Below are 25439 nucleotides of genomic sequence, written 5' to 3' on the forward strand. Positions count from 1 at the left end.
CCTGATCGGCGGCTACGCCGTCAGCGCCCTGCTACCAGTCCTGCGATTGCCAGTAGTATTGGCCGCCGCGCCGGCGCGGATTGGCGGCTTGCGGATTGCCATACGGCGTGCCGTACTGGGTCGGCGCCTGGGGATTGCCGTATTGGGGATAGCCGTACTGGGTACCAGATTGGGGATTCCAGCTGCGCTGGGAGAAGAAGCCGAAACCATCCTCGTCCCTGCTCGCAACCGGGTAATCCTCATCCATCGGCCGTGGTGTCGGCTTGCGCGTGATGAACCCGCCCTGGGGCTGGTTGCTCAGCACGGCGACGAACTCGGTGCGATAGTTGGTCTCGGCGCTCAACGGCTCATCCGAGATGATAATCGAGGAGCGCGGCACGGCGGTCGGCGCGATCCGGTCCAGCACATCCTGCGGGATGGTGACGCGGTCGAGCGCGTCCTTGGCGTTGTCGCCGTCGTCGATCGTCACCTCGGTCCAGCGCAGGCCGGAATCGTTGCGCGCCACCGCGGTGTAAATATGCGTGCCGATCGGCTTGTCCGGATCGCGGATGGTGACGGGAACCTCGATGCTTGAATCGAACACCTCGCCGCCGTCAGCCCATGGCTTGTGGGTGTTGCGCCGGACGTAGAGCTTCTGCGTAGCGCGGCTGATGTAGACCGAGACCGGCTCGAGCGCGAGCTTCGCCTCAGTCGCCGCCTTCTGGGCATCGGTCTTCTTGGTCTCGGCCGCCTTGGCGGCGTCCTTTGCCGCTGCCGCGGCATCGAGCTTCGGCTTGGCGTTGCCCTGGGCGGCCTCGAATTGCGTGGTCGCTTCGGCGGCCTTGGCGACGGCCTTCTGCTTCAGATCCTCGGCGCGCGCCTTGGCCTGATCGGTCTTGGCATTGGCGAGCGTCTTGTCGGCGAACGCAACGGCAGCGTCGGCACGGGCCTTGCTCTGTTGCAGTTTGCGCAGCGAGGCCGGCGTGAACAGTGCGGCTTCCTTCGTCGCGGCGACCGAAGCCTTCTTGGCCTCGTCGGCAGCCTTGGCGGCATCCGTGGCCTCCCGCGCCAGCGTCTCGGCACGCGCCGGAGCCGCCGCGATCGCCTGTGCGTTCGGCACGAACAGCGCCGGGTGGGTGAAATCGACCGGGGCCGCGTCGTTCGGCGCGATGATCACCCGCATCCCGATCCGCGTCCTGTCGAACAGCTTCTCGGCAAAGTCGTAGGGCATCCGGACGCAGCCGTGGGAGGCCGCATAGCCCGGCAGCGGCCCGCCATGCAGTGCAATGCCGTTCCAGGTGATGCGCTGCATGTTCGGCATCCAGGCATCGTCGTACATGGTCGAGTGATGGTCCTTGTCCTTCTCGACCAGCGCGAACACGCCGGCCGGCGTTTCGCGTCCCTTGACGCCGCTCGATACCGGCGCGCGGTAAATCCAGCCGTCGGCGTCGTAGAAGGTCACCTTCTGGGCGCTGATCGACACGATCGCCATGATCGGCTCGCCCGCGGCGCGGGGCGCGGTCGCCTCGACCGTTGCCGCAGGGCGCTGCTGCTTTGCAGCGACGCCGCCGGTCAGTGACGCAAGTGTGACCATGGCCGCGAAAGTCACAAAGGCGGGAGGCCCCCAACGCCGCATCGCTCCGGTGATTTGCGCCGTCGTCGTACGATTTTCCATGCCATTCCTCGGTCGAAATGCCTGCCCGCGCTGCGCCGATCCGTACCAGATCACGATTTTGGATTGATTAATCCAGGGAACTATCAGCTCGTTCCAGCAGCAAATCACTCATATATGACGGCGCATGCATGAGGAAGGGTGCCGGGAGCCAAACCTGCCTCCGTCATGCCGTCCGCCGTGTCTCCGGCATCACCAGCCAGATCATGAACAGCCCGAGCGCGGCGACGCTGGCGAGGCCCATGAAGGCCGTGCTGCTGCCGAGCTTGTCGCTGACATAGCCGGCCAGCACGGTGCTGAGCGACGCGCCGATGCCGACGGCGGTTCCGACGATGCCCTGCGCCAGGTTGAAATGGCCGCTGCCGAACGCGACGTCGGCCACGATCAGCGGCACCATGACACTGAAGATCGCCGCCGTGATGCCGTCGAAGATCTGCACCACGACCAGCAGATAGGGATCGCGCACCGTTGCGAACAACAGGCCGCGGATCACCAGCGAAGCGAACGCGATCAGCAGCAGTGGCCGGCGGCCCCAGGCCTGGGCCTTGCGGCCGACCGACGGCGAGCACAGCGCAACGATCGCCTGCGGCACGATGATACAGGCAGCGATCAGGACCGGCGCCCATTGGCTCGACCGCGTCGTCACCACGCCCGCCATCAGCGGCAGCATCGCGGCATTGGCGAGTTGGAACAGCATCATCGCGCCGGCGAAGATCAACAGCGGCCGCTGCCGCACCAGACTGAACACGCTGGTGGCGCGCTTGTCGGGAACCTCGCGCTTCACTTCGCCATGGGCCTGCGCGATGTCGATCTCGCGCTCGCGGATACGCGCCAGCGACAGCAGCGTCGGGATCGCCAGGATGAAGGTGACGAGGAACACCGAGCGGCTCGACAACAGATAGCCGCAGGCGCCCATCAGCGCCGCGGCCGAGCCGCTGCCGAGCGAGGCAAACCGCGCATTGCGGCCGAGCCGCTCGCCGATCGCCCGCGGCCCGACCAGGCCCAGGCTGATCGCGGCGATCGCAGGCCCCAGCACGCAGCTTGCAAGCGCATGCAGCGTCGCGGCGAGCGTCACCACGGGAAAGATCGGCCACAGCGCGTAGGCCAGCGCGGCTGATCCGATCGCAGCCACCGCGCAGCCCGCGACAATGCGCTCCGAGCGCGCCGCATCGACGATCGCCCCGCCGGGCATCTGGCCCAGCAGGCCGATGATGCCGCCGATCGAGAGCACGAAGCCGATCTCGACCTGGGTCCATTTCTGGGTCGTCAGATAGACCGCGATGAACGGACCGAACCCGGTCTGCACGTCGGCCAGGAAGAAGATGAACCAGTCGAGCCCGCGCTGGCTTTCGCGCGACGGCCCGCTCGGCGGTTCCGGACTGGGCCGATCAGGCACCATCGACACAATATTGGTGCTGCCGGCTGATCGCTCGTCACGATCGTCGCCAACCGTCTCGAAGGAAGAGTTCGGACGCGCGACCAGCTTTTGCCCCCTAATGCTCGTAGTCCCATGGATGGAGATTGCCGGCCGCGCCCAGCACGATCAGCGGCGTATCTTCCTTGTATTCAGGCGCAGCGCTCACCTGCTGCTTGTTGAGGTCCAGCGTGATGCTGTCGCTCTTGCTGGAAACGCCGGCGAACCGCAGCGCGTTCCAGTCGACCACGATCTTGCGGCTGCCGACGCCGAGGAAGCCGCCGAAATCGATCACCGCGGCGCGCACCTTGCCGTCGCGGTCGACGATGACGTCGACGATGCGGCCCATGTCCTCATTGGCGGAGCTGCGAACGTCACGCCCGAGAATGCCGTGCGCATCGCGCGCCCCGATCACGGTCACCGAGGGTGGCGGCGACTCCTTGGCCTGCTCCTTTGCCGCAGCGGCTGCCGGCGGTGCGGGCGTTGCTGGCGGCGCTTGAGCAGCAGGCGGCGCCTGAGCAGCCGGCGGCGCTGATGGCGACGGCGATGCATCATCGGCGGCGCGGACACCAGCGCATGTCAGCAGCGCCGCTGCGACCAGCATGACCATGACCCTCGGACGCATGTTACTCTCTCCCCACGATTTCCCTGGCGGGCGCGCGCCGCGCGACGACACTCAATGCGTCAGCACGATCGACACCTGGATCTGGCCGCGCGTATGCAACACTTCGAGTGAAACCTCATCGCCGTGGCGGCGCAGCCGGAGATCGACGCTGGATGCACCGAGCCTGAGGTCGCGCAGCACCACGTCGTTGAGGAATTCCGGCAGGCACGGATCACGCAAGCGGATCTCGCCGCGCGCGGTGTCAAACTCCAGCCCGAGCGCGGCCTCCAGCAGCGTGAACGGCGTCGCGCTCGCCCAGGCCTGCGGTGCGCAGGCCACGGGATAGAGCACCGGGCCGCGCCGGCGCTCGCGGCGGAAGCCGCAGAACAGCTCCGGCAGCCGCCGCAGCTCCATATAGCTTGCGGCGTCGAAAAGCCCCTTGAACAGATGTGCGACCGAGTGCTTGAGGCCGTAGCGGGCCAATCCGAGCGCAATCAGCGCATTGTCGTGCGGCCAGATCGAGCCGTCGTGATAGGACATCGGGTTGTACCGCGCTTCGCCGACGGCGACAGTGCGGATCCCCCAGCCCGAGAAGAATCTCTGGCTCATCAGATCCGCGGCGACCCGTCGCGCGCGATCTTGGCGCACCATGCCGGAAAACAAGGTCTGTCCGGCATTCGAGGTGCGCACCCTGCACGGCTGCTTGGCGCCGTCGAGCGCGACCGCATAGGTGCCGAGTTCCTCGCACCAGAAAGCCTCCTCGAACCGCGCGCGCAACCGCTCCGCCTCGGCTTCGAGCTTCAAAGCCTTGTCCGCAAGGCCGAGCGTGCGCGCCGCGCGCGCGGCAAGCTGCTTGCCGGCGAACACATAGCCCTGCACTTCCGCCAGTGCGATATTGCCCTCGGCAAGCGTTCCATCGGCATGGAAGATGGCGTCGAAGGAATCCTTCCAACCCTGGTTCCGCAGTCCCTTTTCGGTCGCGCGCTGATACTCGACGAAGCCATCGCGATCGGGATCGCCCGGACCGTCGATCCACTGCAATCCGGCCTCGACCGCCGGCCACAGCTCGCGCAACGTCTCGACGTCGCCGGTGCGCTCCAGATAGAGCCCGGCAAGCAGCACGAACAGCGGTGTCGAATCGACGCTGCCGTAATAATGCGCGAACGGCACCTCGCGAAGCGCGGCCATCTCGCCGCCGCGCATCTCATGCAGGATCTTGCCCGGCGCGGCGTCGGCCAGCGGATCGACCTCCTTGGCCTGGAACAGCGCGAGCCGCTTCAGCACGCCCTTGGCGATCCGCGGATCGACCCACAGCATTTGCAACGCGGTGATCAGCCCGTCGCGACCGAATGTCGTCGAATACCAGGGAATGCCGGCATAGGGGTAACGGCCTTGCGGCGTTTCCGTCATCAGCATGTTGAGGTCGGCCATCGCCTGGCACAGCACCTCGTTGAAAATATTGTTCGAGGTCTCGATCGAGGCCGCACCAGCCGAGGAATTGCGCATCTCGCGGCGATGCGCCAGGAGGCCGCGGAAGAACGGCACCGGCTTCTGCATGATCGGCTTGTTGCAGGACACCGCGACGAACAGCGAGGTGACCTGCGCGGGCTCGAGCTCGAAATGATAGGTCGCGGCGTTGACCGACAGCCGGGTCGGCCGCGGATCGAAATGCAGCGCGGTGATCCGAGTCTGCTCGTCGAGGCCGCAATATTCCAGCACCACGTCGGTCGGCCCGAGCAACTTGCTCGAACCGATGCCGCGCCGCGGCCGCCGCTCGCCGCGCACCTCGAACAGGTCGGCGAAATCATTGTCGAACAGCAGCGTGAGATCGAAGCTCGCGGCATGCTCGCCGTGGTTCTGCAGGCCGATGCGCTGGTAGGCGGTGCCGCGCCACAGGAAGATCGAGCGCACGATGTGCAGCGTGTCCTTTTGCAAGGTCAGGCGGCCGTCGCGATAGACGTCGGAATTGGTCAGATCGACCGTCAGTGCCGAATTGTCGTCGCGCATGTTGGAGCCGAGCAGCAATGGCTGCACGTCCTCCAGCACCATTTCCAGCCGCGCGAGGTAGCGCGTGTCGGCGTTGAACAGGCCGTCCGGCCCGCCGGCCGAGGCGCCGATATCGCCATGGCTGTCGAGCACGATGAAGGTGTCGTCATGCTTGAGCGAGCGCCGCGGCCGCGCCGCGGGCCCGGTCATGGGAATGTAGAACGGCGACTCGGCGACATGCTCAGCGGTACGAGCGGTGATGATCTGCGTAACGACGTCAGCTGCCATCTGAACCTCTGGCGACCTTTCTCAGCTCGATTCCGGGCTCAACGAACGCACGGGAACGCAAGCACAGGCTTGATGACGCGGGGATCAGGCCGCGCTGGTGGAGAGGCGGCCCATTTCGCGCGCCACGAGGTCGCGGTAGGGACCCCTTCCCTTCACCAGGATATCGGGCGGACCGTCCTCGACGATCCGCCCGCCTTGCAGCACGACCACGCGGTCGAAGCTGCGCAGCGTCGCGAGACGATGCGCGATCGCCACCACCGTACGCCCGCGCATCAGGCGCGACAACGCCTCGCGGATCGCCTCCTCGGATTCGGCATCGAGCGCCGCGGTGGCCTCGTCGAGCAGCAGGATCGGCGCGTCCTTCAGGAACGCGCGCGCGATCGCAATGCGCTGGCGCTGGCCGCCCGAGACCTTGACGCCGCGATCGCCGACGATGGTGTTCATACCCTCGGGCAGGCTTTCGATGAAGTCGCAGCGCGCGGCGATCGCCGCCCGCAGCACCTCGTCGTCGGTGGCGTCCGGCCGGCCGTAGCGGATGTTCTCCAGGATCGAGCGATGGAACAGCGAGATGTCCTGCGGCACCACCGAGATCGCCGCACGCAGGCTCTGCTGGGTGACGCGCGAGATGTCCTGGCCATCGACCGTGATGTGGCCCTGCTCGACATCGTAGAAGCGCTGCAGAAGGGTAAACAGTGTTGACTTGCCGCCGCCGGACTGGCCGACCAGGCCGACGCGCTGACCGGGCTGGATGCGCAGGCTGAAGCGCTCGAACACCTGGAGGCCGCCGGGGTAGCGGAACGAGACGTTGTTGAAGGCGATCGCCGCGCCGCTCTTCACCAGCGCCTCGGCCTCCGGATGGTCCTTCAGCTCGTGCGGCTGCAACAGGGTCGCCAGCGCCTCGGTGAGGCGCGCGACATGCTGGGTGACGTCGACCAGCGCGACGGCGAGATCGCGGGTGGCGGACAGGATCGAGATGCCGAGCGTACACACCAGCACGACGTCGCCGGTGGTGGCCTGACCCTGCTGCCAGAGCGAGAGCGCCCAGGCCAGCATTGCGATCGTGAGGACCACGGTCACAGCAGCGTGAACGAGGCGGAGCTTTTCGAGATATCGCAGGGAACGGCCGCGCGCGACGAGTTCCCGATTGACGGTCGCGTCGAAGCGGTCGTGCTCATAGCCGAGACCGCAGAACGCACGCACCAGCGGCAAATTGTTGATGACGTCGACCATCTCGCCGTCGACCGCGGCTGCTCTGTTGGCGAAATCGTCATGCAGCGGCCTGCCGGCGGCGGCCATGCGGAACATCGCAACCACCATGGTTCCCGCGATCAGGATCAGCACTGCTGACATTGTCACGCTGACGGTTCCAACCAGGGTGATCGCGGCGAAGGTGGCGATGCAGGGCGGCAACACATTCCATACGAACATGTTCTCCACCGTGAACACCGCGTTCGACGTTGCGGTGATCCGGCTGGTCAGCATGCCCGGCAGCCGATCCGTGAAATAGCTCGGCGCGTGGCCGGTGAGATGGCGGAACATGTCGCGGCGCAGGTCGCCGGTGACGCTGACGAAAGTGTAGCTCGCGGTCCAGCTCGCGATCCGCCACAGGAAGTTGTCGGCTGCGATCAGCGACATGAGCAGAGCGAATGCCAGCCATACGCCATTCGCGGCCGACGGACTGGCCGACAACGCGTCGACCAGATTCTTCACGCCGTACTGCGTGCCCACCGAACAGGCAACCGCTGCGACGACAGCCGACAAGATTACAACATGCGACGGAAGCCGCCGGCGCAGATAGCGCAGCACAAAGGGGAACGGACGATGCGCGTATCCTGACAGATGGTCCATGACGTCCTGCAAAAGCTGTTGAAGGTGAACGAGAAAATTTTAGTCGAAGCTCTCGTGCACGATGACGTGAAGGGCGGCGGTTGGATTCCTTGATGCGGCCATCACTGCGCAACAATTTTGCAACGCTGGCGTCGGCAAAAACCTGTTGGAGCGTGATGGCATCAGCAAGACCACAGTGTGATGGAAGAAAGAAGCGGCAGATCTCCCACACCTAAGGAACCTCGCACGTGCGAGAACGTTCCCGTCTTTGGCATGTCGGTGCCACCAGAGGGCTGAGGGTAGTTCATTCCACATTACAAACAGGAGACGGAGAATGCGCATCGCGCAGGTTGCCCCGCTGACGGAGGCTGTACCCCCCAAGCTCTACGGCGGCACCGAACGGGTCGTGCACTGGCTGACCGAAGAACTTGTAACACTTGGACATGACGTGACGTTATTCGCCAGTGGCGATTCACAGACCTCCGCGAAGCTCGATGCGACCTGGCCGAAGGCACTGCGCCTCGACGGCTCCGTCCGCGACCCCAACGCGCTGCACATGGTGATGCTGGAGCGCGTGCGGCAGAAAGCCGACGACGAGGAGTTCGACTTCCTGCACTGCCATCTCGACTATTACCCGTGGTCGCTGTTCGCACGGCAACCGACGCCGTTCGTGACCACGTTGCACGGGCGGCTCGACCTGCCGGAGCACCAGCCCGTCTTCAACACCTTCTCCAAGATCCCGGTGATTTCGATCTCCAACGCGCAGCGGCGGCCGGTTCCGCAAGCGCACTGGGTGCGCACCATCCATCACGGCCTGCCGGAAAATCTGCTGACGCCGCAACCGGCCAGACAATCCTATCTCGCCGTGCTCGGCCGCATCGCGCCGGAGAAAGGCGTCGATCGCGCGATCAAGATCGCGACCCGCTGCGGCATTCCGCTGAAGATCGCAGCCAAGGTCGATCGCGCCGACCAAGAGTATTACGACGAGTTGATCAAGCCGTTGATCACGAACAATCCGCTGGTCGAATTCATCGGCGAGATCAGCGACCGCGAGAAGCCTGATTTTCTCAGCGGCGCGATCGGGCTGCTGGTTCCGATCGATTGGCCGGAGCCGTTTGGTCTCGTGATGATCGAAGCGATGGCATGCGGCACGCCTGTCATCGCCTATAACCGCGGTTCGGTGCCGGAGATCATCGAGGATGGCCTGACGGGCTTCATCGTCGAGGACGAGATCAGCGCGATCTCCTCGGTCGGCCGGCTTTCGACGCTCAATCGCGACGCGATCCGCAAGCAGTTCGAGACCCGCTTCACCGCGCGCCGCATGGCGCTCGACTATCTCGCCGCCTATCGCAGCCTGATGGAAGCCAAGCCGCGCTTCAAGCTGGTGGCGAGCGCGGAATAGCCGTTGCAGCGGCCGATCGAATGATCCGGCGGGCCGGCCGGCAATGTCCGTGCCGGTCCGTTGGGTCATTCGATTGTCAATAATACCGTCATCCCCGGCGGCAACTCCCGCACAGTGAAGCGATCCGCATGCGCGCGCCGCGTGATTGCTGCGACGCACCCACCCTCGCCCGCCTCCGTGTGAACCCGACCGATATCGCCTTTGCGATTGGCGGATTACGTGCTCTTATGCGCCCCGCTTGAGCAAAAAATAATAAGCGAGCGGACGGAGCAACCGTGCCGTGGTCGCACAGGGGGAACGCCATGACAGGGGACCGCAAGCCGTCGGCCATTAATAATGCCGTGCCGACTAAGGCCTCACGAACAAAGCTGAACCGCCGCAAATTCCTGGCCAGGACCGGCGGCGCGCTCGCCGCCGGCGCATTCGGCGCCGTGCCGTTGCGCGGCTGGGCCGCCGATCCGATCAACATCGGCGCGCTCTATCCGAGCACGGGCAGCATGGCGCAGATCGGCACCGGCTGCGTTGCCGCGGCCAAGCTCGCCGTCGACATGGTCAACGAGGCCGGCGGCATCAAGTCGCTCGGCGGTGCCAAGCTCAACCTGATCGTCTCCGACGTGCAGAGCGACACCACGGTGACGCGGACCGAGACCGACCGCCTGATATCAGGCAACAAGCTGTCGGCGATCCACGGCTGCTACGCCAGCGCCCTGACCCTGATCGCGAGCGAGGTCTGCGAGCGCGCCCGGGTTCCGATCATCACCGGATCGAGCTCCGACCAACTCAATAAGGGACGCAGCTACACTTTCACGCCATTCGCGCGCGCCTCGCAATTCGCCAAGGCGCAGTTGCAGATGGCCAAGCTCGTCAGCCAGCAGGCCAAGGTCGCCGTCATCTTCGAGAACACCGCGTTCGGCACCTCGACCTCGAACGGGCTGAAGGAGTTGGCGCCGGGCGAAGGCGTCGAGATCGTGATGTTCGAGCCCTACTCGGCCGGCTTCACCGATGCGAGCCCGCTGATCAACAAGGTCAAGGCCTCCGGCGCCAATACCCTGTTCTCGCTGTCCTACCTCAACGATCTCATCCTGATCGTGCGCACCGTGAAGCAGGTCGGGCTCGACATCGCGATCAATGGCGGCTCGGGCGGCTTCGTGATGCCGGACTTCTACAAGAATGTCGGCAAGGCCGCCGAGGGGCTGCAGGGCGTCGCGCACTGGAACCACGACGTCAACGATGATGCGCAGAAGGTCAACGCCGAATTCAAGAAGCGCACCGGCGAGTTCGCCTTCGAATATGCCGGCGGCCTGGTCGCGCAGACCTTCATGCTGGCCGACGCGCTGGAGCGCGCCGCCTCCGCCGATCCGAAGAAGGTGCGCGAGGCGCTCTCGACGCTCGACGTCTCCTCCGGCTATGCGGCGATGGCGCCGGGCGGCAAGGTCAAGTTCGGCCCCGACGGCAAAAATGTCTATGGCCGCCCGGTCGGCGTGCAGTGGCAGAATGCCGATCTTGCCAGCATCTTCCCCAAGGAAGACGCCCGCGCCCCGCTGATGAAGACCTGAGCCGCGGTCGCATCGCATGTGGGAGACACTGGCCCAGGCCGTGATCAACGGCCTGCTTATCGGCGGCATCTACGCGCTTGTCAGCATCGGCGTCACGCTGATCTTCGGCGTGGTCAAGATCGTGAATTTCGCCCAGGGCGAGTTCGTGATGCTCGGGATGTACATCTCGTTCTTCCTCGCCACCCAGTTCGGCATCGATCCGCTGGTCTCGCTGGTGGTCTCGATGCCGGTGCTGTTCCTCGCCGGCGTGCTGCTCCAGCATTTCCTGATCCGCAGGGTGCTCGGGCCGAACGACATGCCGCAGATCTTCCTGACCTTCGCGCTGTCGCTGCTGCTGCTCAATCTCTCGCTGATGCTGTTCAGCGCCAACTACCGCACCGTCCACACCTCCTATTCGGATGCGGCCTGGCACATCGGCGGGCTGTACATTCCCGTGGCAAAGCTGATCGCCTTCGCGGTCGCGATGGCGCTGAGCGGCCTGCTCTGGGTGTTCCTGCACACCACCGATCTCGGCCGCGCCATGCGCGCCGCCTCGCAGAACCGCGACGTCGCGATGCTGATGGGGATCAATCCCAACCGCGTGTTCGCGGTGGCGTTCGGCACCGCGCTGGCGCTCGCAGGCGCCGCCGGCTCGCTCCTGATGCCGTTCTATTCGGCCTATCCATTTGTCGGCCAGGTGTTCGTGCTGATGGCGTTCGTCGCGGTCGTGATGGGGACGCTCGGCAATGTGATGGGCGCGCTGGTCGCGAGCCTGATGATGGGTATCGCGGAATCGCTCGGCATCCAGTTCGTCGGCGCCGATTCCGGCCTCATCGTGGTGTTCGCGCTGCTGCTGTTGACGCTTGCCTTCAGGCCGAGCGGCCTTGGCGCCAGGAGGGGCCGCTGATGCAGACCTCAGGCAACATGAAATGGCTGTGGCTGGCGGTCGGGGCCGTCGTCATGCTCGCTTTGCCGCAGCTCGTCACCTCGTCGTTTGCGATCGACATCTTCATCCGCATTCTCTTGTTCTCGTTCATCGGCGTCGCCTGGAACCTGATGGGCGGCTATGCCAAGCAGCTATCGCTCGGGCACGCCGCCTATTTCGGCCTCGGCGCCTACACCTCGACCATCATGCAGGTGAACTACGGCATCTCGCCCTGGATCGGGATGATCGCGGGCGGCGTGGTGGCAATGCTGGCGAGCCTGCCGATCGGCTGGCTCTGCTTCCGCCTGCGCGGCCCCTACTTCACCATCGCGACGATCGCGACCGCCCAGGTGCTGATGCTGATCTTCCTCAAGTTCCGCGACTTCGCCTGGGGCGCCGAAGGCACCACGATTCCGAACCTCGGCAGCGCGCCGCTGATGATGCAGTTCGAGGAGAAGTCGTCGTATTACTACGTCGTGCTCGGCTTGCTCGTGGTGGGGCTGTGGATCACCCACAGGATCGAGAAATCCTGGATGGGCTACTACCTCGTCGCGATCGGCGAGGATGAGGACGCCGCCGAGGCGGTCGGCGTCAACGCGCCGAAGATCAAGCGTGACATCTACATGATCAGCGCGTTCCTGACCGCGCTCGCCGGCACCTTCTACACCCAGTACATCTACTTCATCGATCCCGCGACCGCGTTCAGCTTCAACGTCTCGATCGAGGCGGCGCTGGTGTCGATCGTCGGCGGCATCGGCACGCTGTGGGGCCCCGTGATCGGCACCGTGCTGCTGGAAACCACCTCGGCGCTGCTGCAGAGCTGGCTCGGCAGCTCGGTGGGCGGCATCCAGCTCACGGTCTACAGCCTGATCCTGATGGCGGTCATCTTGTGGCGGCCGACCGGGCTGATCGGGTTTGCGACCGACGTCTATCACCGCACGCTCCGGCGCAAGCCGGCACGCGCCTGAGGTCGCCCCGATGGCAGAAGCACTGGTCATCAAGGGCCTCAGCAAGCGCTTCGGCGGCTTGCGCGCCGTGCAGGACGTCAGCTTCACGGTACAGGAGAACGAGACGGTCGCGCTGATCGGGCCAAACGGCGCCGGCAAGACCACGAGCTTTCATCTGATCACGGGATTTCACCGGCCGGACTCCGGCTCGGTGCTCGCCTTCGGTCATGAGGTCGTGGGTCTCAAGCCACATGACGTCTGCGCGCTCGGCATGGCCCGCACCTTCCAGGTCGCCAAACCGTTCGGCGCGATGACGGTGCTCGCCAATGTGATGACCGGCGCCTTCCTGCGCGACCGCCACATTGCCGCCGCGCAAAAGAAGGCACGCGAGGCGATCGAGTTCGTCGGCCTCGGCGCCAAGGAGCAGACCCCGGCCAAAGACCTCACAACGATCGACCAGCGCCGGCTGGAGATGGCCCGCGCGTTGGCGACGCAGCCCAGGATCCTGCTGCTTGATGAGGTGATGGCCGGGCTCAACCCGGCCGAGATCGATCAGGCGGTGGCGCTGGTCAAGAAACTCTCCGCAAGCGGCCTGACCATCGTGATCGTCGAGCATGTGATGCGGGCGATCATGGCGGTGGCCCGCCACATCGTGGTGCTCGACCATGGCCAGAAGATCGCCGAGGGCGCGCCGAAGGAGATCGTGGAGAATCCGGAGGTAATCCGCGCCTATCTCGGTTCCTACGTACATCCGCCGGCGCCGGGAGACGCCCATGCTTGAGCTCGCCCGCGTCAGCGCCAGCTACGGCTCGGTCCCCGCCATCACCGATGTCAGCATCTCCATTGGCGAGGGCGAAGCCGTCGGCCTGTTAGGTGCCAACGGTGCCGGCAAGAGCACGACGCTGCGCGCGGTCTCCGGCCTTGTCAAACTGTTCGCGGGCAAGGTCACCTTCGACGGCGTCGACCTCGCCGCGCTCCCGCCCTACCGGATCCCCGAGCTCGGCATCGCGCATGTCCCGGAAGGCCGCCAGGTGTTTCCCGAGATGACGGTGCAGGAGAACCTCGAGATCGGCGCCTATACGCCGAAGGCGAAAGCAGATCGCGTACGCACGATGGAGTTGGTCTACAGCATCTTCCCGCGGCTCGCCGACCGCAGGAAGCAGCTCGCCGGCACCATGAGCGGCGGCGAGCAGCAGATGGTCGCGGTCGGCCGCGGGCTGATGCTGAAGCCACGCCTGTTGATGCTGGACGAGCCGTCACTCGGGCTCGCTCCCGTCATGACTGATGTCACCTTCGAGAAGATCGGCGAGATCCACAAGATGGGCACCGCGATCCTGCTCGTCGAGCAGAATGTCAGCCGCGCGCTGTCACTGGTGCAGCGCGCCTATGTGCTGGAAAGCGGCAACGTGATCATGCAGGGAAGCAGCGCCGAGCTCGCCAACAACAAGCAGGTGCAGGCGGCATATCTCGGAATTTGAATCGGCACTCAACAACCCGTCATCCTGAGGTGCGAGCCTTGCGGTGCACTTGCACCGTTGGGCGCGCCTCGAAGGATTCACGGCCCGGCCGGAGGCCGTCGACCCTTCGAGACGCGCGCAAGAGCGCGCTCCTCAGGGTGACGGTCAACATTCGGCACATACGGCTCTACCTCACCACCGTCCGCTTCGGCTCGACGATCTCGAACATCCGCGGAAACTCGTCCATCAGCATCATCAACTCGCCGAGCCGCAGCGGCTCGCCGGATACCTTGACCTTGCCAGCACCGACCGCTTCCGGGAACGTGGTCAGCTTTGCGATCACCTCGTCGAGCACGCTGCGCGCCAGCGTGAAGCTGGCATGCGCATCGGCCGCCTGCGCGCCCTTGACGTAGGTTAGGGCGGAGTTCTCGAGATTGAGCACGAAGCTCTCGCCGGTGTCGGTAAAGCTCCAGTTCAACACGATGCGCTTGCCTTCGGCCTTGGGACCGTTGAGGCGGATGCCGAGCACGTCCCAGAGCTGCTCAGTGCGCAGCGCGGCGAGCGTCTCGCGCGGCATCGGCGAGCGCGGCGGCGTCTTCGGCATGCCCTGCCGCAGCTCCTGGGCACCGAACAGATAGGCATTGCGCCAGGTCGAACTCTCAGCCGCGTAGCCGAGCTGCTCGTACGTGTCGGCCAGCAATGCGCGCGCCGCCTGGTTGTCCGGCTCGGCGAACACGAGATGGCTGACGGCCTGCGCGACAAAGCGGAACTCGCCCTTGGCGAAGTCGGCCGCGGCGCGTTTCAGGATCGCGTCGGCGCCGCCCATATACTCGACATACTTCCGGCCGGCCTCGACCGGCGGCAGCGGATCGAGGTTGACCGGGATTGGCGTCGTACCAGCGAGATACTTCTGGTAGATCGCCTTCACATTGTGGCGGATATGGCCGTAATAGCCGCGGCCGTGCCAGGCGCCCTCCAAGCTCTGCGGCAGCCGGATCGTCTCGGCAATCTCGGCTGCGTTGAGGCCGTGGTTCATCAACCGGATGGTCTGGTCGTGCGCATATTTATAGAGGTCGCGCTGCTCGCGGATCATGGTGTCGATCCGCTCCCGCCCCCACACCGGCCAATGATGCTGGCCGCACATCGCCTCCGCCTTGCCGCCCCACATCTGCAGCGCCTCGCCGAGATATTTCGACCAGGCCAACGCATCGCGCACATCGGCGCCGCGGAACGGCAGCAGGTTGTGGAAATTGTGCGTGCAGTTCTCCGCGAGGTTCAGGAGCTTGTAGCGCGGGATGAAGAAGTGCATCTCCGCGGGCGCCTCGCTGTTCGGCGCCATCTGGAATTCGAACTCGACGCCGTCGATCACGCGCTTGTCGCCGGTCGCGATGATCAGGTCGGTCGGCCGCAGCAGCGCCACGCCGCCCGCCGCCATGGTCTTGCCGAGACCGCAATCGACATGGCCGCGCACGCCCTTGGCCAGGAACGGCCCGAACTGATACTGCGCACGACGCAGCATCGCCGGTCCCGCGATGATGTTCTCGGAGACCGCGTGCTCCATGAACAAGTTCGGCGCGATGATCGGCACGCCCGCCGCCAGCATGGCGTCGTCGACCACGCCGCGCGCGCCGCCCCAATGATCGGTGTGGGTATGGGTGAAGATGACGGCGGCGACCGGCCGCTTGCCGCGATGCTGGAAATACAACTCCATTGCAGCGCGTGCACCTTCGATCGAGGTCAACGTGTCGACCACGATCACGCCCTTGTCGCCCTCGATCAGCGTCATGTTGGCGATGTCGAGGCCGCGTATCTGGTAGACACCAGGCACCACCTCGAACAGGCCGTGATGCATGTTGAGGCGCGACTGCCGCCACAGGCTCGGATCGACGGTCGCGGGCGCCTTCTCCTCGGACAGGAAGCCGTAGGGCTCGAGGCTCCAGACCACCCGCCCCTGCGCCGAGGTGATGCGCGCATGCTCGATGGTGCCGAGGAAGCCGCGCGCGGCGTCATCGAAGTCACGCGTATCGGAGAACGGCAGCGCCTTCAGCGTCGCCTCGTGCTGCGCGATGACCGGCGCGGATGCCGCCTTCGGACCTTCGTGCGACGTCTCACCTGCGGTTGTCTGGGTCATACTCAGGCACTCCCTCGTTGGGCAGAAATCAGTCCCGATCGTGCACCGCTCAGCGGAATTGCACGCCTTCGAACTCACCGCTGCGGCGCCACTCGTCGATATATTTGAAGTAGGCCAGCGCGCCCGCCGGATAGCCGACATTGAGCTTGGCCGCCGGCCCGGGCTCGCGTCCCTCATTGTTGTAATAGCCGGGCGTGCAATCAGGCCCGCCGATCATCCGGCCGACCGCAGTCAGCAGCAGTTCGACCCAGCGGTCCTCGGCGTCCTTGCTGACCTCGATTTCTTTGAAGCCGTTGTCCTGCGCGTGTCCGACCATCAGGGCGATGGTGCGCGCCGCTTCGGTCAGGTTATGCGGCACGTTGGAGATCAGATTGGCGCCCTGCGTCGGCTGCACGAAGAACAGGTTCGGGAAGCCATGGACATGGATGCCGTGCTTGGTGCGCATGCCCTCGCCCCAATACTCCGACAGCTTGATGCCGTCGCGGCCCGTCGCGTCGAAACCCGCCCGCCGCTTATACTCGGTGCCGACCTCGAAGCCGGACGCGTAGATGATGCAGTCGAGCTTGTATTCCTTGCCCGCGACGACGATCCCGTTCTCGGTGATCTCTTCGACGCCCTTGCCGTCGGTATCGACCAGGTGGGTGCCCGGCGTGTTGAACGCCTGCAGATAGGCGTCGTGGAAACATGGCCGCTTGCAGAGCTGGCCGTACCAGGCCTTGAGGTTTTTCGCGGTGCCGGAATCGCGAACGATGGTGTCGACCCGGTTGCGGATCTCCTCCATCTTCTCGAAGTCGGAATCCTCGAACACCGCCCGCATGTTTTCAAGGGTGCGCTGCTCGCGCGGCAGCAGCATCACCTTGGCGCGGATCCGCTTCGACAAGTCGGTCCAGCCGTCCTGAACGAGATCTTCCTCTGCCGATCCGCCAGCCTGGTTGGCGGTGAAGTTCTCCAGCCAGCGCTGCTGCCAACCCGGCGTCGCGATATCGGCAAACCAGTCGGGATCGATCGGGCCGTTGCCGCGCACGTCGACCGACGACGGCGTGCGCTGGAACACGTAGAGCTCCTTGCAGGCGCGCGCGAGATGCGGAATGCACTGCACCGACGTCGCGCCGGTGCCGATGATGCCGACGCGCTTGTCGGCAAGCTTGTCCATCGGCGCGCCCTTGGGATCGCCGCCGGTGTAGTCGTAGTCCCAGCGGCTGGTGTGGAACGAGTGGCCCTTGAAGCGCTCGATGCCGGGAATGCCCGGCAGCTTCGGCACATGCAGTGGGCCGGTGCCGATGCCGACATATTGCGCGGTGAACGCATCGCCCCGCGTCGTGCGGATGATCCAGCGCGATTGCGTCGCGTCCCAGCCGAGGCCCGTCACCTCGGTGTGGAACAGCGCATTGTCGTAGAGACCGAATTGCCTGCCGATCCGCTGGCAGTGCGCCAGGATTTCCGGCGCATGCGCGTATTTCTCCGACGGCATGTGGCCGGTCTCTTCGAGCAGCGGCATGTAGACCATCGACGCCGTGTCGCACTGCGCGCCGGGATATCGGTTCCAGTACCAGGTGCCGCCGAAATCGCCGCCCTTCTCGACGATGCGGACATCCTTGACGCCGGCCTCGGTCAGCCGCGCCGCGGTGGCGAGCCCGGCAAAACCGCCGCCGATGAAAGCGAAGGTGACGTGATCGGTCTTCGGCGCGCGCTCCACCACCGGCGTGTAGGGATCCTCGAGATAATGCGCGAGCTGGTCCTTGATCTGGAGATACTGGTCATTGCCGTCGGGACGCAGCCGCTTGTTGCGCTCCTCGCGATATTTCGAGCGCAGCCGCTCTTTGTCGATCGCGGCGGGCTTTGCGTCTCGGGCTTGCTCGGTCATCGTCATCGGAAGGCGCCTCGTTCAGGAAATTTCGGTGGATACTCTAGCGCCGCTTAGGCGGGATGTGCAGCAAGATAGGGCGAGTTGGCGATCGACCAGTCCGGCATCGGCTCCATCCGGAAGATCTGCCGCAGATGGACCTCGTCGGGCCCGTCGCCGATCCGGAGCAGCCGCCCCCAGGCCAGCGCCTGATGGATCGGCGTGTCGTCGGAGCCACCCATCGCGCCGAACACCTGGATCGCACGGTCGGCGATCTTCTGCAGCATCGCCGGCACCGCGACCTTGATCAGCGAGACGTCGCGCCAAGCGCTGTGATGGCCGGCCTGATCGAGCCGCCAGGCGCAGCGATAGGCGAGCAGCCGCGCCTGCTCCAGCTCGACGCGGGATTCGGCGATCCAGCGCTGCACGGTGTCGTACTGGATCACGGTGCGGCCGAACGCGCTGCGCTCCGCGGCGCGCGCCATCATCAGCTCGATCAAAAGCTCGCAGAGCCCGATCGAGCGCATGCAGTGGTGGATGCGGGCCGGACCGAGCCGGACCTGCGCGACCTTGAAGCCCTCGCCCTCGGCGCCGAGCAGGTTTCCGCGGGCACCCGGACATTGTCGAACACGAGCTCGCCGATCGGCGCGACATGATCCTCGCAGCCCATCCAGCGCAGCCGCCGCACCAGCCGCACGCCGGGCGCATCCATCGGCACGATGATGCAGGAATGCCGGCTGGTGCGCTCGGCGCCGGCATCCGTCACACCCATGACGATCAGGAAACTGCAGCGCGGATGCGCGGCGCCGGTGATGAACCACTTCCGCCCGTTGATGACGTAGTGATCGCCGTCGCGCACCATCCGGGTTGCGATATTGGTTGCATCCGACGAGGCCACATCAGGCTCGGTCATGCCGAAGGCGGAGCGCGTCTCGGCGTTGAGCAGCGGCGCCAGCCAGCGCGCCTTCTGCTCCGGCGTCGCGCAAGCCTGCAAGGCGATCATGTTCGGCACGTCGGGCGCTGGCAGTTGAACACCTCCGGCGCCCACAACAGCCGTCCCATGATCTCGGCGAGCGGCGCGTAGTCGAGATTGGAGAGCCGCGTGCCCGGCTCATCATCGGCGAGTTCAGGCAGGCCGAGATTCCACAGGCCCGCCGCCCGCGCCTTCTGCTGCATCTCGGCCATGAAGGGCGGCGCGTCGTTGTGGGTACGGACGTGGTCGAGCCAGGCGCGATGGCGCGGCAGCACCTCCTGCTCGAAGAAGGCTAGCAGATCGCGCCGCCAACGCTCCGATCGCTCGGACAGACCGAAATCCATGCCGCCTCCCGTCCCTTTGGGACCGTCCCTTTGGGCGTCAGATAAGCCCATATCAAACGATTTGCAAATTCATTTCGATATATTGACATTTCTGCCTCTTTGGGACCATTATTTCGCATGGCGGCATTGTCCTCGCTCGAACCCCAGACCGACCCGTCCTTTGCGACCACCCTGGCGCATGGGCTCGATGTGCTGGCGGCGTTCCGCAACCACGCAGGTCCACTCTCGAATGCGGAGCTTGCCGAACACACCGGCCTGTCGCGACCGACCGTTTCGCGCCTGACCTACACGCTGGAGCAGCTCGGCTATCTCAGGCGCGACGCCAAGGGCCGCTTCGTGCTCGGCCTGGGCGTGCTTGCCGCTGCCTATCCGGTGCTGTCGTCGCTCAAGGTCCGTCAGCTCGCGCGCCCCCTGATGCGTGACTTCGCTGCCTACACCGGCGGCACGGTGTCGATCGCAATGCCGTTCGGGCTCGACTTCATCTATGTCGAGACGCTGCGCACCACGGACGCGGTGCCGCACGTGCCTGACGTCGGCTTCGTCTCCTCGCTGGCGCGACCGCGGTCGGGCGCGCGCTGCTGTCGCTGTTCACCACGGAGGAACGCGACGCCTATGTCGCGCGCGTGAAGGCCGAACGCCCCGAGGAGCTCGACTATGTCGAGCGGCGCACGCTGCCGGACGTCGAGCTCTGCAACGAGCGCGGCTTCGCGGTCTCGCTTGGCGAATGGCGTCGCGAGATTTTCGGCGTCGCCGCGCCATTGTATCGCACGCCCGCCGGCGAATGCCTGTCGGTCAATTGCGGCATCCCCTCGTTTCGCTTCAGCGCCGAGCAGATCGAGCGCGAATGCGGGCCGCGCATCCTCGGGCTCGCCCGCAGCATCCGCTCACTGGTGGCGAACGACTAAGACGCATCGCGCAGACGATGCGACAGACATGGGGAGGGAGACATGCGCGGCATCGCAACCGCCATTCGACTGCTCGCGGCAATCGCATTCATCCCGCTGGTTAGCGCCGGCGCCAAGGCGCAGGACAATTACCCGAGCCGGCCGATCCACATCGTCGTGCCCTACCCCGCCGGCGGCATCGTCGACATCGTCGCGCGCGCGGTGACCGAGCAGGTCGGCCGCGACTGGAAGCAGACCGTCGTGGTGGAGGCGCGTCCCGGCGGCAACAGCAATATCGGCACCGCCGCGGTCGCGCGCAGCGAGCCGGACGGCTACACTTGGCTCGTCACCGGCCCCGCTTTGCTGGTCAACCCCGATCTCTACAAGGATGCCGGCTGGAGCGCGGCCAAGGATTTCACCTGCGTCGGCCTCGCGGTCTGGAATCAAAGCGTCGCGCTGGTGCATCCGTCGATGCCGGTGAAGACGATCGGCGAGTTCGTCGAGCTGGCCCGCAAGCGGCCCGGAGAGTTCAATTTCGGCAATCCCGGCACCGGATCGTCGATCGATCTCAGCGCGCAGAAGCTGTTTCAGGTCGCCGGGATCAAGCTGACCAATGTCGGCTACAAGGGCCAGCCGCAGGCGTTGATCGACCTGATGACCAACCTGATGCATTTCGAGATCGTCTCGCTCGAACTCGCGCTGCCGCACATCAAGGCCGGCAGCGTCAAGCCGCTCGCGGTGCTCACCGACAAGCGCGTCCCCGACCTGCCGGAGGTGCCGACGATTGCGGAGGCCGGCTTCGCCGAGGCCGCCTACGTGCCCTGGTACGGCATCTACCTGCCGGCTGCCACGCCGGCACCGCTGCTTGCGAAGATCAATGCGGCGATCAACAAGGCGTTGCAGAACCCGGACGTGCAGCGCCAGCTGTCGCTCGCCAACATTCCGGGCAAGCCGATGTCGCTCGACGAGCTCGCCGCGCTGATGAAGGCCGATCAGCAGAAGCTGACGACGGTGATCAAGACGTCTGGAATGGCGCTGCAGTAACTTCTTGTCAGTCAGGAGACGCGGGCCCGGTGTCGCGATAGGCCCACAGGCATTCGCGGGGCAACACGACCTGTGCCTCGACGCCGACCTGATGACGCGCGGCGGTGCCGAGCTCGATCGCTTCGAGCCGTTTGCCGAACAGCTCGATGCCATAGGCGGTCTGGGTGCCCTGGTATCGGCGGTCGAGCACTTTTGCCGCAAACGTATTGGCGCCATCGGGCCGGCCGATCGCGATGTTCTCGGGCCGCAGCGCGACGCGTACCTTCTCGTCGGGATTAAGCGGCTGGAACAGGGCCACCTCGCCTTGCCGGCCGTCGCCGAAATCGACCACGCCGTAGCGGCCGTGGCATGCGACCAGCCGGCCGGCAAGCTCGTTGGTCGCACCGGTGAAATTGGCGACGAACAGATCGGCGGGATGATTGTAGATCACGTCGGGCGTGTCCATCTGCAACAGCTTGCCGTCGCGCATGACACCGATGCGGTCGCCGAGCACGACCGCCTCGGCCTGATCATGGGTGACATAGAGCGCAGTCATCCCGGTCTGCTTGAGGATGACACGGAGATCATCGCGCAGCCGCAAGCGCAGTTTGGCATCGAGATTCGACAACGGCTCGTCCAGCAGCAAGAGTTGCGGCCGGTACACCATGCTGCGCGCCAGCGCGACGCGCTGCATCTGTCCGCCCGACAGCGCCACCACCGGCCGGTCGGCATAGTCTGACAGCCCGACCAGCGCCAGCGCGTCCTCGACCATGCGAGCGGCATCGGTGTGCCCGACCGTGCGGTGCTTCAGCGGATAGCTGACGTTCTGCCGCACCGTCATATGCGGCCACACCGCATAGGACTGGAACACCATGCCGAGATTGCGCGCACGCGGCGGCACCAGGACGCCGCGCGCCGGCGAGGAGACCACCCGGCCGGAAATGCTGATCTCGCCGCCGGTCGGATGCTCGAGCCCCGCGACGCAACGCAGCGTCGTGGTCTTGCCGCATCCGGATGGCCCCAGCAGCACCACGATCTCGCCGGCCGGCACATTGAAGCTAACGCCATCGATGGCCGGACGGCCGATCGCAAACTGCTTCCTGAGATCGGTGACTTCGAGCGTCGCCGTCATCGCCTGCCTCGTCGCCTATTGCCGATAACCGAACGTCTTGTCCCACTCGGCGACCCATGCCGCGTGCAGCTTCACATACTGGTCGAAGTTCGGGTACCAGAGCTTGACCACCTTGGGATCGAATCCTTCCGGGAAGGCCGGCGGCTCCTTCAACGAGGTGAGATTGCCGAGCTCCTTGATCATGAAGGTCTGCCCCTCCTTCGACAGGCACCAGTTCAGGAACAGCTTTGCCGCGTTGGGGTGAGCTGCCGTCTTTGGAATCCCGCTCGCATAGGGATTGACCGGAGAGCCCTCTGGCGGGAAGAAGATCTCGATCGGCGCGCCGTCCTTCTTCTTTTGATAGACTACGTTGTAGAGCAGCGGCGCGATCGCGATCTCGCCGCGCACCAGCGCATCGGCGGTCGGCGCGCCCGAGGGATAGAGCACCGGATGGGTCGCCGCCTGCTTCGCCCAATAATCTTCGCCGAGCACCTCGCGCTCGAACATGATCCGCGTCCAGGTGGTGCCGCCGGACTGCGCGAACACCTGGCCGATCAGCTTGTCATATTGCGGCTTGGTCAGGTCCATCCAGGATTTCGGCGGATCCTTCACCAGCTCCGTGTTGTAGGCGATCGACCAGGCGATCGTGGCGCGCGGCCACAGCTTCGGTGAGATCAGTGCATGCGGATCGTAGTCGGCCGCATTCGGTGGCGCGTAGTCCTGGAACAGATCTTCCAATGGCTGCATCAGCGCGCGATCGGAGTGGTCGACGACGTCGGCGATCAGCTTGCCGGCCGCAGCCTCGGTCTTCACGCGGGTGATAAGTTGGCCGCCGGGCGCACGGACCATCTCGACCGTGATCTCGGGAAAGCGCTTGTTGAAGGCCTTGATCACCTGCTGTTCGATCTCGGCGAAGTTCGCCGTGTAGTAGACGAGCTTGCCTTCGGACTTGGCCGCCGCGATCAGTTCCGCCGAGCCCAACTCCTGCGCCCGTGCCGCCGGCGCCAGCGCAAGCGTCGCCGCGCTTGCCAGCGCCAGTGTGGTGAAGGTTCGTCTATCCATCGCCAATCCTCCCCTCGTTTGTTGTTATCCGGTTCGCGCCACGTTGCGTTGCGCGGACCCGCGCGACAGCCAGTTGGCACCGCCGATCAGGACCCCGAGCAACACCGTCTGCACCAGGCTGAAGGCCGCGGTCTTGCCGATATTGCCGCCTTCGTAGTAGTCGAGCAGCAGCACCGACATCACCATCGTGTTGCTCGTGTAGAGGAACAGCGACGAGCCGAGCTCGCGGATCGCCAGCACGAACAGCAGCGTCATCGAGGCCAGCACGCCTGGGCGCGCCAGCGGCAGCACAATCGACGTGATGGTGCCGAGCATGCCGCGGCCGCAGACCCAGGCGGCCTCCTCAAGCTCGCGATGGATCTGCAGGAATGAGGTCGACAGCGCCTTCACGGTGTCGGGCATGAAGCGCGCGATGAAGGCGAGCGCGAGGATCCAGATCGTGCCGTAGAGCCCGCCGGGCACACCGATCCAGGCCCAGAGATAGGCGATGCCGACCACGAGCCCGGGGATCGCGACCGGCAGCGTCGAGATCAGGTCGATGGCGCCGCGCCCGGCGACGCGGGTACGATGGATGGTGTAGCCGATCGCAAAGGCCAGCGCGCCGCCGACGACCGCCGTGATGATTCCGACCTCGATCGCGTTGTAGATCGACTTCAAGGTCAGCGGATTGTCGAAGATGCTCTCGAAATGCATCAACGAATATTGCCGCATGTCGAACAGGCTGGCTGCATCGCGGATGAACATGAACTTGCGGAAGGCCGCAACGATCAACGCCAGCGACGGCAGCACCACGACGATCAGGAGATACACGGTGCCGAGTGCGAAGGTGAGCCAGCGCCACGGCCCGAGATCGAGGCTGCGCGGCCGGTATGCCTTGCCCGCGACGGTGGTATAGCTGCGCCCGCTGAGCAATTTCTGCTGCAGATAGACCAGCAGTCCGGTCACCACCATCAGGATGATCGCGACGGCGGCTGCGGTGTTGTAGAGCGGCGGCGACCAGTTGGTGAGCTTGAAGATGTAAGTCGTCAGCACATTCAGATTGGTCGCGCGCCGAGCACGGCTGGGATGCCGTAGATGCCGAGCATCACGATGAACGACAGCAGCATGCCCGAGACGATCGCCGGCATGATCAGGGGGAACGTCACCGTGAACAGGGTGGCGAGCGGGCTGGCGCCGGAGATTTCCGCGGCCTCCTCCAGGCTCGGGTCCATGTTGCGCAGCGCCGACGAGGTGAACATGTAGACATAGGGCGCGTAGTAGATGCCGAACACGAACACCAGCCCCCACATCGAATAGAGATCGATGCGGAGGTCCGATCCCATCCACTTGAACATCGTGTTGATCAGCCCGGTCTTCGGCGAGCCGAGGATGGCCCAGGCGACGCCCGCCACCAGCGGCGGCGCAAACAGCGGCAGGATGCTGGCTGCGGCGATGAAGCCCTTGAACGGGGTGTTGGTGCGAACCACGATCCAGGAGAACAAGAGCCCGATCGCGACCGCGATCAGCGTGCCGCCGCCGCAGGCGATCAACGTGTTGAGCAGCGCTTCGCCGACATTCGGATTGGCGAGCACGGCGAGAAAATTGGCGATCGACAGATGGCTGAGGCTTAGGCGGATGCCGTCGACCACCGGATTGGTGTCGGTGAGCGCGCCGAGCAGCAGCATCAAGACGGGATAGATCACCAGGAAGCCGAGGATCGCCAGCAATGCCGCGACCCAGAGGCCGGTGAGTGCTCGGCGCCGGGTTCCCTCGCTGGCGCTTCGCATGGCTTCGCTGCGCCGGTCGGCCTGTCCGTGCAATGCGCTCGTCCCTCTTGCGGTCCGATCTGACGTCGGGCCTGCTTGTATACCAAGGGTAGTCGATCGCGCCCGTGACGCAAGCTATCCGAAAGTCGTCTGCGTGCGGTTGTGTGACACAGCAAAGGAACATGAGCTGGGCGGTCTAATGAACCTGTCGAACAGCTTGTTCGGTGTCATCACCCGCGCATGCGGGTGATCCGGTATTCCGGAGACGACCGAGAAGAATGAAAGCC

The 25439-nt window shown here is 65.3% G+C and carries 23 protein-coding genes; 9 read left to right on the top strand and 14 right to left on the bottom strand.

Annotation, left to right across the window (positions count from 1 at the left end):
* Positions 1–31: 31 nt before the first annotated feature.
* From ALC15_RS25595 to ALC15_RS25615, 5 genes are all read right to left on the bottom strand, one after another.
* Positions 32–1654, bottom strand: coding sequence for a L,D-transpeptidase (locus tag ALC15_RS25595; RefSeq protein WP_050629658.1), 1623 nt, complete (start codon positions 1652–1654; stop codon positions 32–34).
* Positions 1655–1817: 163 nt separating this feature from the next.
* Positions 1818–3050, bottom strand: coding sequence for an MFS transporter (locus ALC15_RS25600; RefSeq protein ID WP_050629659.1), 1233 nt, complete (start codon positions 3048–3050; stop codon positions 1818–1820).
* 94 nt (positions 3051–3144) lie between these two features.
* Positions 3145–3690, bottom strand: a complete 546-nt coding sequence (locus tag ALC15_RS25605) for a PRC-barrel domain-containing protein (RefSeq protein WP_050629660.1) — start codon at positions 3688–3690, stop codon at positions 3145–3147.
* 51 nt (positions 3691–3741) lie between these two features.
* The gene (locus ALC15_RS25610) at positions 3742–5943 is read right to left on the bottom strand and encodes an amylo-alpha-1,6-glucosidase (RefSeq protein ID WP_050629661.1); all 2202 of its coding nucleotides are present in this window, start codon (positions 5941–5943) and stop codon (positions 3742–3744) included.
* Between the two features lie 84 nt (positions 5944–6027).
* The gene (locus ALC15_RS25615) at positions 6028–7791 is read right to left on the bottom strand and encodes an ABC transporter ATP-binding protein (RefSeq protein ID WP_050629662.1); all 1764 of its coding nucleotides are present in this window, start codon (positions 7789–7791) and stop codon (positions 6028–6030) included.
* A gap of 313 nt (positions 7792–8104) precedes the next feature.
* On the opposite strand from ALC15_RS25615, the gene ALC15_RS25620 reads away from it, so the two are divergent.
* The 6 genes from ALC15_RS25620 to ALC15_RS25645 all read left to right on the top strand — a co-directional run bounded on the left by ALC15_RS25620 (position 8105) and on the right by ALC15_RS25645 (position 14057).
* Entirely contained in the window at positions 8105–9172 is a 1068-nt protein-coding gene (locus tag ALC15_RS25620; protein ID WP_050423402.1) for a glycosyltransferase family 4 protein, read from the top strand.
* A gap of 302 nt (positions 9173–9474) precedes the next feature.
* The gene (locus tag ALC15_RS25625; RefSeq protein ID WP_050629663.1) at positions 9475–10728 is read left to right on the top strand and encodes an ABC transporter substrate-binding protein; all 1254 of its coding nucleotides are present in this window, start codon (positions 9475–9477) and stop codon (positions 10726–10728) included.
* 16 nt (positions 10729–10744) lie between these two features.
* On the top strand, positions 10745–11614 hold the full coding sequence (locus ALC15_RS25630; RefSeq protein WP_050629664.1) for a branched-chain amino acid ABC transporter permease: 870 nt from the start codon (positions 10745–10747) through the stop codon (positions 11612–11614).
* A complete protein-coding gene (locus tag ALC15_RS25635; protein ID WP_050629665.1) occupies positions 11614–12600 on the top strand; it encodes a branched-chain amino acid ABC transporter permease in 987 nt (328 codons plus the stop codon). Before ALC15_RS25630 ends, ALC15_RS25635 begins: the two co-directional genes overlap by 1 nt.
* A 10-nt stretch (positions 12601–12610) precedes the next feature.
* Positions 12611–13360 carry an ABC transporter ATP-binding protein gene (locus ALC15_RS25640; RefSeq protein ID WP_050629666.1) on the top strand — a complete coding sequence of 250 codons (750 nt, stop codon included), beginning with the start codon at positions 12611–12613 and terminating at the stop codon, positions 13358–13360.
* Positions 13353–14057 carry an ABC transporter ATP-binding protein gene (locus tag ALC15_RS25645; protein WP_050629667.1) on the top strand — a complete coding sequence of 235 codons (705 nt, stop codon included), beginning with the start codon at positions 13353–13355 and terminating at the stop codon, positions 14055–14057. Before ALC15_RS25640 ends, ALC15_RS25645 begins: the two co-directional genes overlap by 8 nt.
* Positions 14058–14223: 166 nt before the next feature.
* Here ALC15_RS25645 and ALC15_RS25650 read toward each other — a convergent pair whose 3' ends face one another.
* The 5 genes from ALC15_RS25650 to ALC15_RS46490 are packed head-to-tail and all read right to left on the bottom strand — an operon-like array spanning position 14224 to position 19327.
* A complete protein-coding gene (locus ALC15_RS25650) occupies positions 14224–16167 on the bottom strand; it encodes an alkyl/aryl-sulfatase (protein WP_050629668.1) in 1944 nt (647 codons plus the stop codon).
* A gap of 49 nt (positions 16168–16216) precedes the next feature.
* On the bottom strand, positions 16217–18037 hold the full coding sequence (locus tag ALC15_RS25655; RefSeq protein ID WP_094194093.1) for a flavin-containing monooxygenase: 1821 nt from the start codon (positions 18035–18037) through the stop codon (positions 16217–16219).
* A 47-nt stretch (positions 18038–18084) separates the two neighbouring features.
* Positions 18085–18537, bottom strand: coding sequence for an acyl-CoA dehydrogenase family protein (locus tag ALC15_RS46480; RefSeq protein ID WP_244486255.1), 453 nt, complete (start codon positions 18535–18537; stop codon positions 18085–18087).
* On the bottom strand, positions 18507–19013 hold the full coding sequence (locus tag ALC15_RS46485; protein WP_244486263.1) for an acyl-CoA dehydrogenase family protein: 507 nt from the start codon (positions 19011–19013) through the stop codon (positions 18507–18509). The genes ALC15_RS46480 and ALC15_RS46485 overlap by 31 nt, the downstream gene beginning before the upstream one ends.
* A complete protein-coding gene (locus tag ALC15_RS46490) occupies positions 19010–19327 on the bottom strand; it encodes an acyl-CoA dehydrogenase family protein (protein ID WP_244486256.1) in 318 nt (105 codons plus the stop codon). The genes ALC15_RS46485 and ALC15_RS46490 overlap by 4 nt, the downstream gene beginning before the upstream one ends.
* A 117-nt stretch (positions 19328–19444) precedes the next feature.
* Between ALC15_RS46490 and ALC15_RS42165 the strand changes: the two genes are divergently transcribed.
* From ALC15_RS42165 to ALC15_RS25675, 3 genes are read left to right on the top strand one after another with little or no spacing between them, the layout of a single operon-like run.
* On the top strand, positions 19445–19954 hold the full coding sequence (locus ALC15_RS42165) for an IclR family transcriptional regulator (RefSeq protein ID WP_050629669.1): 510 nt from the start codon (positions 19445–19447) through the stop codon (positions 19952–19954).
* A complete protein-coding gene (locus ALC15_RS42170; RefSeq protein ID WP_244486264.1) occupies positions 19912–20232 on the top strand; it encodes an IclR family transcriptional regulator in 321 nt (106 codons plus the stop codon). Before ALC15_RS42165 ends, ALC15_RS42170 begins: the two co-directional genes overlap by 43 nt.
* A 42-nt stretch (positions 20233–20274) precedes the next feature.
* The gene (locus ALC15_RS25675) at positions 20275–21255 is read left to right on the top strand and encodes a Bug family tripartite tricarboxylate transporter substrate binding protein (RefSeq protein ID WP_050629671.1); all 981 of its coding nucleotides are present in this window, start codon (positions 20275–20277) and stop codon (positions 21253–21255) included.
* Between the two features lie 7 nt (positions 21256–21262).
* On the opposite strand, the gene ALC15_RS25680 is transcribed toward ALC15_RS25675, so the two are convergent.
* From ALC15_RS25680 to ALC15_RS46500, 4 genes are read right to left on the bottom strand one after another with little or no spacing between them, the layout of a single operon-like run.
* On the bottom strand, positions 21263–22366 hold the full coding sequence (locus ALC15_RS25680) for an ABC transporter ATP-binding protein (protein WP_050629672.1): 1104 nt from the start codon (positions 22364–22366) through the stop codon (positions 21263–21265).
* A gap of 15 nt (positions 22367–22381) precedes the next feature.
* Positions 22382–23407 carry an ABC transporter substrate-binding protein gene (locus ALC15_RS25685; RefSeq protein ID WP_244486257.1) on the bottom strand — a complete coding sequence of 342 codons (1026 nt, stop codon included), beginning with the start codon at positions 23405–23407 and terminating at the stop codon, positions 22382–22384.
* Positions 23408–23431: 24 nt separating this feature from the next.
* A complete protein-coding gene (locus ALC15_RS46495; RefSeq protein WP_244486258.1) occupies positions 23432–24439 on the bottom strand; it encodes an ABC transporter permease in 1008 nt (335 codons plus the stop codon).
* Between the two features lie 2 nt (positions 24440–24441).
* Positions 24442–25206, bottom strand: a complete 765-nt coding sequence (locus ALC15_RS46500; protein WP_244486259.1) for an ABC transporter permease — start codon at positions 25204–25206, stop codon at positions 24442–24444.
* Positions 25207–25439 lie beyond the last annotated feature (233 nt).

Origin of the sequence: Bradyrhizobium viridifuturi, assembly GCF_001238275.1 — a bacterium.
GTDB classification, from domain to species: Bacteria; Pseudomonadota; Alphaproteobacteria; order Rhizobiales; family Xanthobacteraceae; genus Bradyrhizobium; species Bradyrhizobium viridifuturi.

What these genes read in the sequence shown, in the direction of transcription:
- ALC15_RS25595 (WP_050629658.1), bottom strand. Translation starts at nt 1,654, where the DNA reads ATGGAAAATCGTACGACGACGGCGCAAATCACCGGAGCGATGCGGCGT.
- ALC15_RS25600 (WP_050629659.1), bottom strand. Translation starts at nt 3,050, where the DNA reads ATGGTGCCTGATCGGCCCAGTCCGGAACCGCCGAGCGGGCCGTCGCGC.
- ALC15_RS25605 (WP_050629660.1), bottom strand. Translation starts at nt 3,690, where the DNA reads ATGCGTCCGAGGGTCATGGTCATGCTGGTCGCAGCGGCGCTGCTGACA.
- ALC15_RS25610 (WP_050629661.1), bottom strand. Translation starts at nt 5,943, where the DNA reads ATGGCAGCTGACGTCGTTACGCAGATCATCACCGCTCGTACCGCTGAG.
- ALC15_RS25615 (WP_050629662.1), bottom strand. Translation starts at nt 7,791, where the DNA reads ATGGACCATCTGTCAGGATACGCGCATCGTCCGTTCCCCTTTGTGCTG.
- ALC15_RS25620 (WP_050423402.1), top strand. Translation starts at nt 8,105, where the DNA reads ATGCGCATCGCGCAGGTTGCCCCGCTGACGGAGGCTGTACCCCCCAAG.
- ALC15_RS25625 (WP_050629663.1), top strand. Translation starts at nt 9,475, where the DNA reads ATGACAGGGGACCGCAAGCCGTCGGCCATTAATAATGCCGTGCCGACT.
- ALC15_RS25630 (WP_050629664.1), top strand. Translation starts at nt 10,745, where the DNA reads ATGTGGGAGACACTGGCCCAGGCCGTGATCAACGGCCTGCTTATCGGC.
- ALC15_RS25635 (WP_050629665.1), top strand. Translation starts at nt 11,614, where the DNA reads ATGCAGACCTCAGGCAACATGAAATGGCTGTGGCTGGCGGTCGGGGCC.
- ALC15_RS25640 (WP_050629666.1), top strand. Translation starts at nt 12,611, where the DNA reads ATGGCAGAAGCACTGGTCATCAAGGGCCTCAGCAAGCGCTTCGGCGGC.
- ALC15_RS25645 (WP_050629667.1), top strand. Translation starts at nt 13,353, where the DNA reads ATGCTTGAGCTCGCCCGCGTCAGCGCCAGCTACGGCTCGGTCCCCGCC.
- ALC15_RS25650 (WP_050629668.1), bottom strand. Translation starts at nt 16,167, where the DNA reads ATGACCCAGACAACCGCAGGTGAGACGTCGCACGAAGGTCCGAAGGCG.
- ALC15_RS25655 (WP_094194093.1), bottom strand. Translation starts at nt 18,037, where the DNA reads ATGACGATGACCGAGCAAGCCCGAGACGCAAAGCCCGCCGCGATCGAC.
- ALC15_RS46480 (WP_244486255.1), bottom strand. Translation starts at nt 18,537, where the DNA reads ATGCGCTCGATCGGGCTCTGCGAGCTTTTGATCGAGCTGATGATGGCG.
- ALC15_RS46485 (WP_244486263.1), bottom strand. Translation starts at nt 19,013, where the DNA reads ATGATCGCCTTGCAGGCTTGCGCGACGCCGGAGCAGAAGGCGCGCTGG.
- ALC15_RS46490 (WP_244486256.1), bottom strand. Translation starts at nt 19,327, where the DNA reads ATGGATTTCGGTCTGTCCGAGCGATCGGAGCGTTGGCGGCGCGATCTG.
- ALC15_RS42165 (WP_050629669.1), top strand. Translation starts at nt 19,445, where the DNA reads ATGGCGGCATTGTCCTCGCTCGAACCCCAGACCGACCCGTCCTTTGCG.
- ALC15_RS25675 (WP_050629671.1), top strand. Translation starts at nt 20,275, where the DNA reads ATGCGCGGCATCGCAACCGCCATTCGACTGCTCGCGGCAATCGCATTC.
- ALC15_RS25680 (WP_050629672.1), bottom strand. Translation starts at nt 22,366, where the DNA reads ATGACGGCGACGCTCGAAGTCACCGATCTCAGGAAGCAGTTTGCGATC.
- ALC15_RS25685 (WP_244486257.1), bottom strand. Translation starts at nt 23,407, where the DNA reads ATGGATAGACGAACCTTCACCACACTGGCGCTGGCAAGCGCGGCGACG.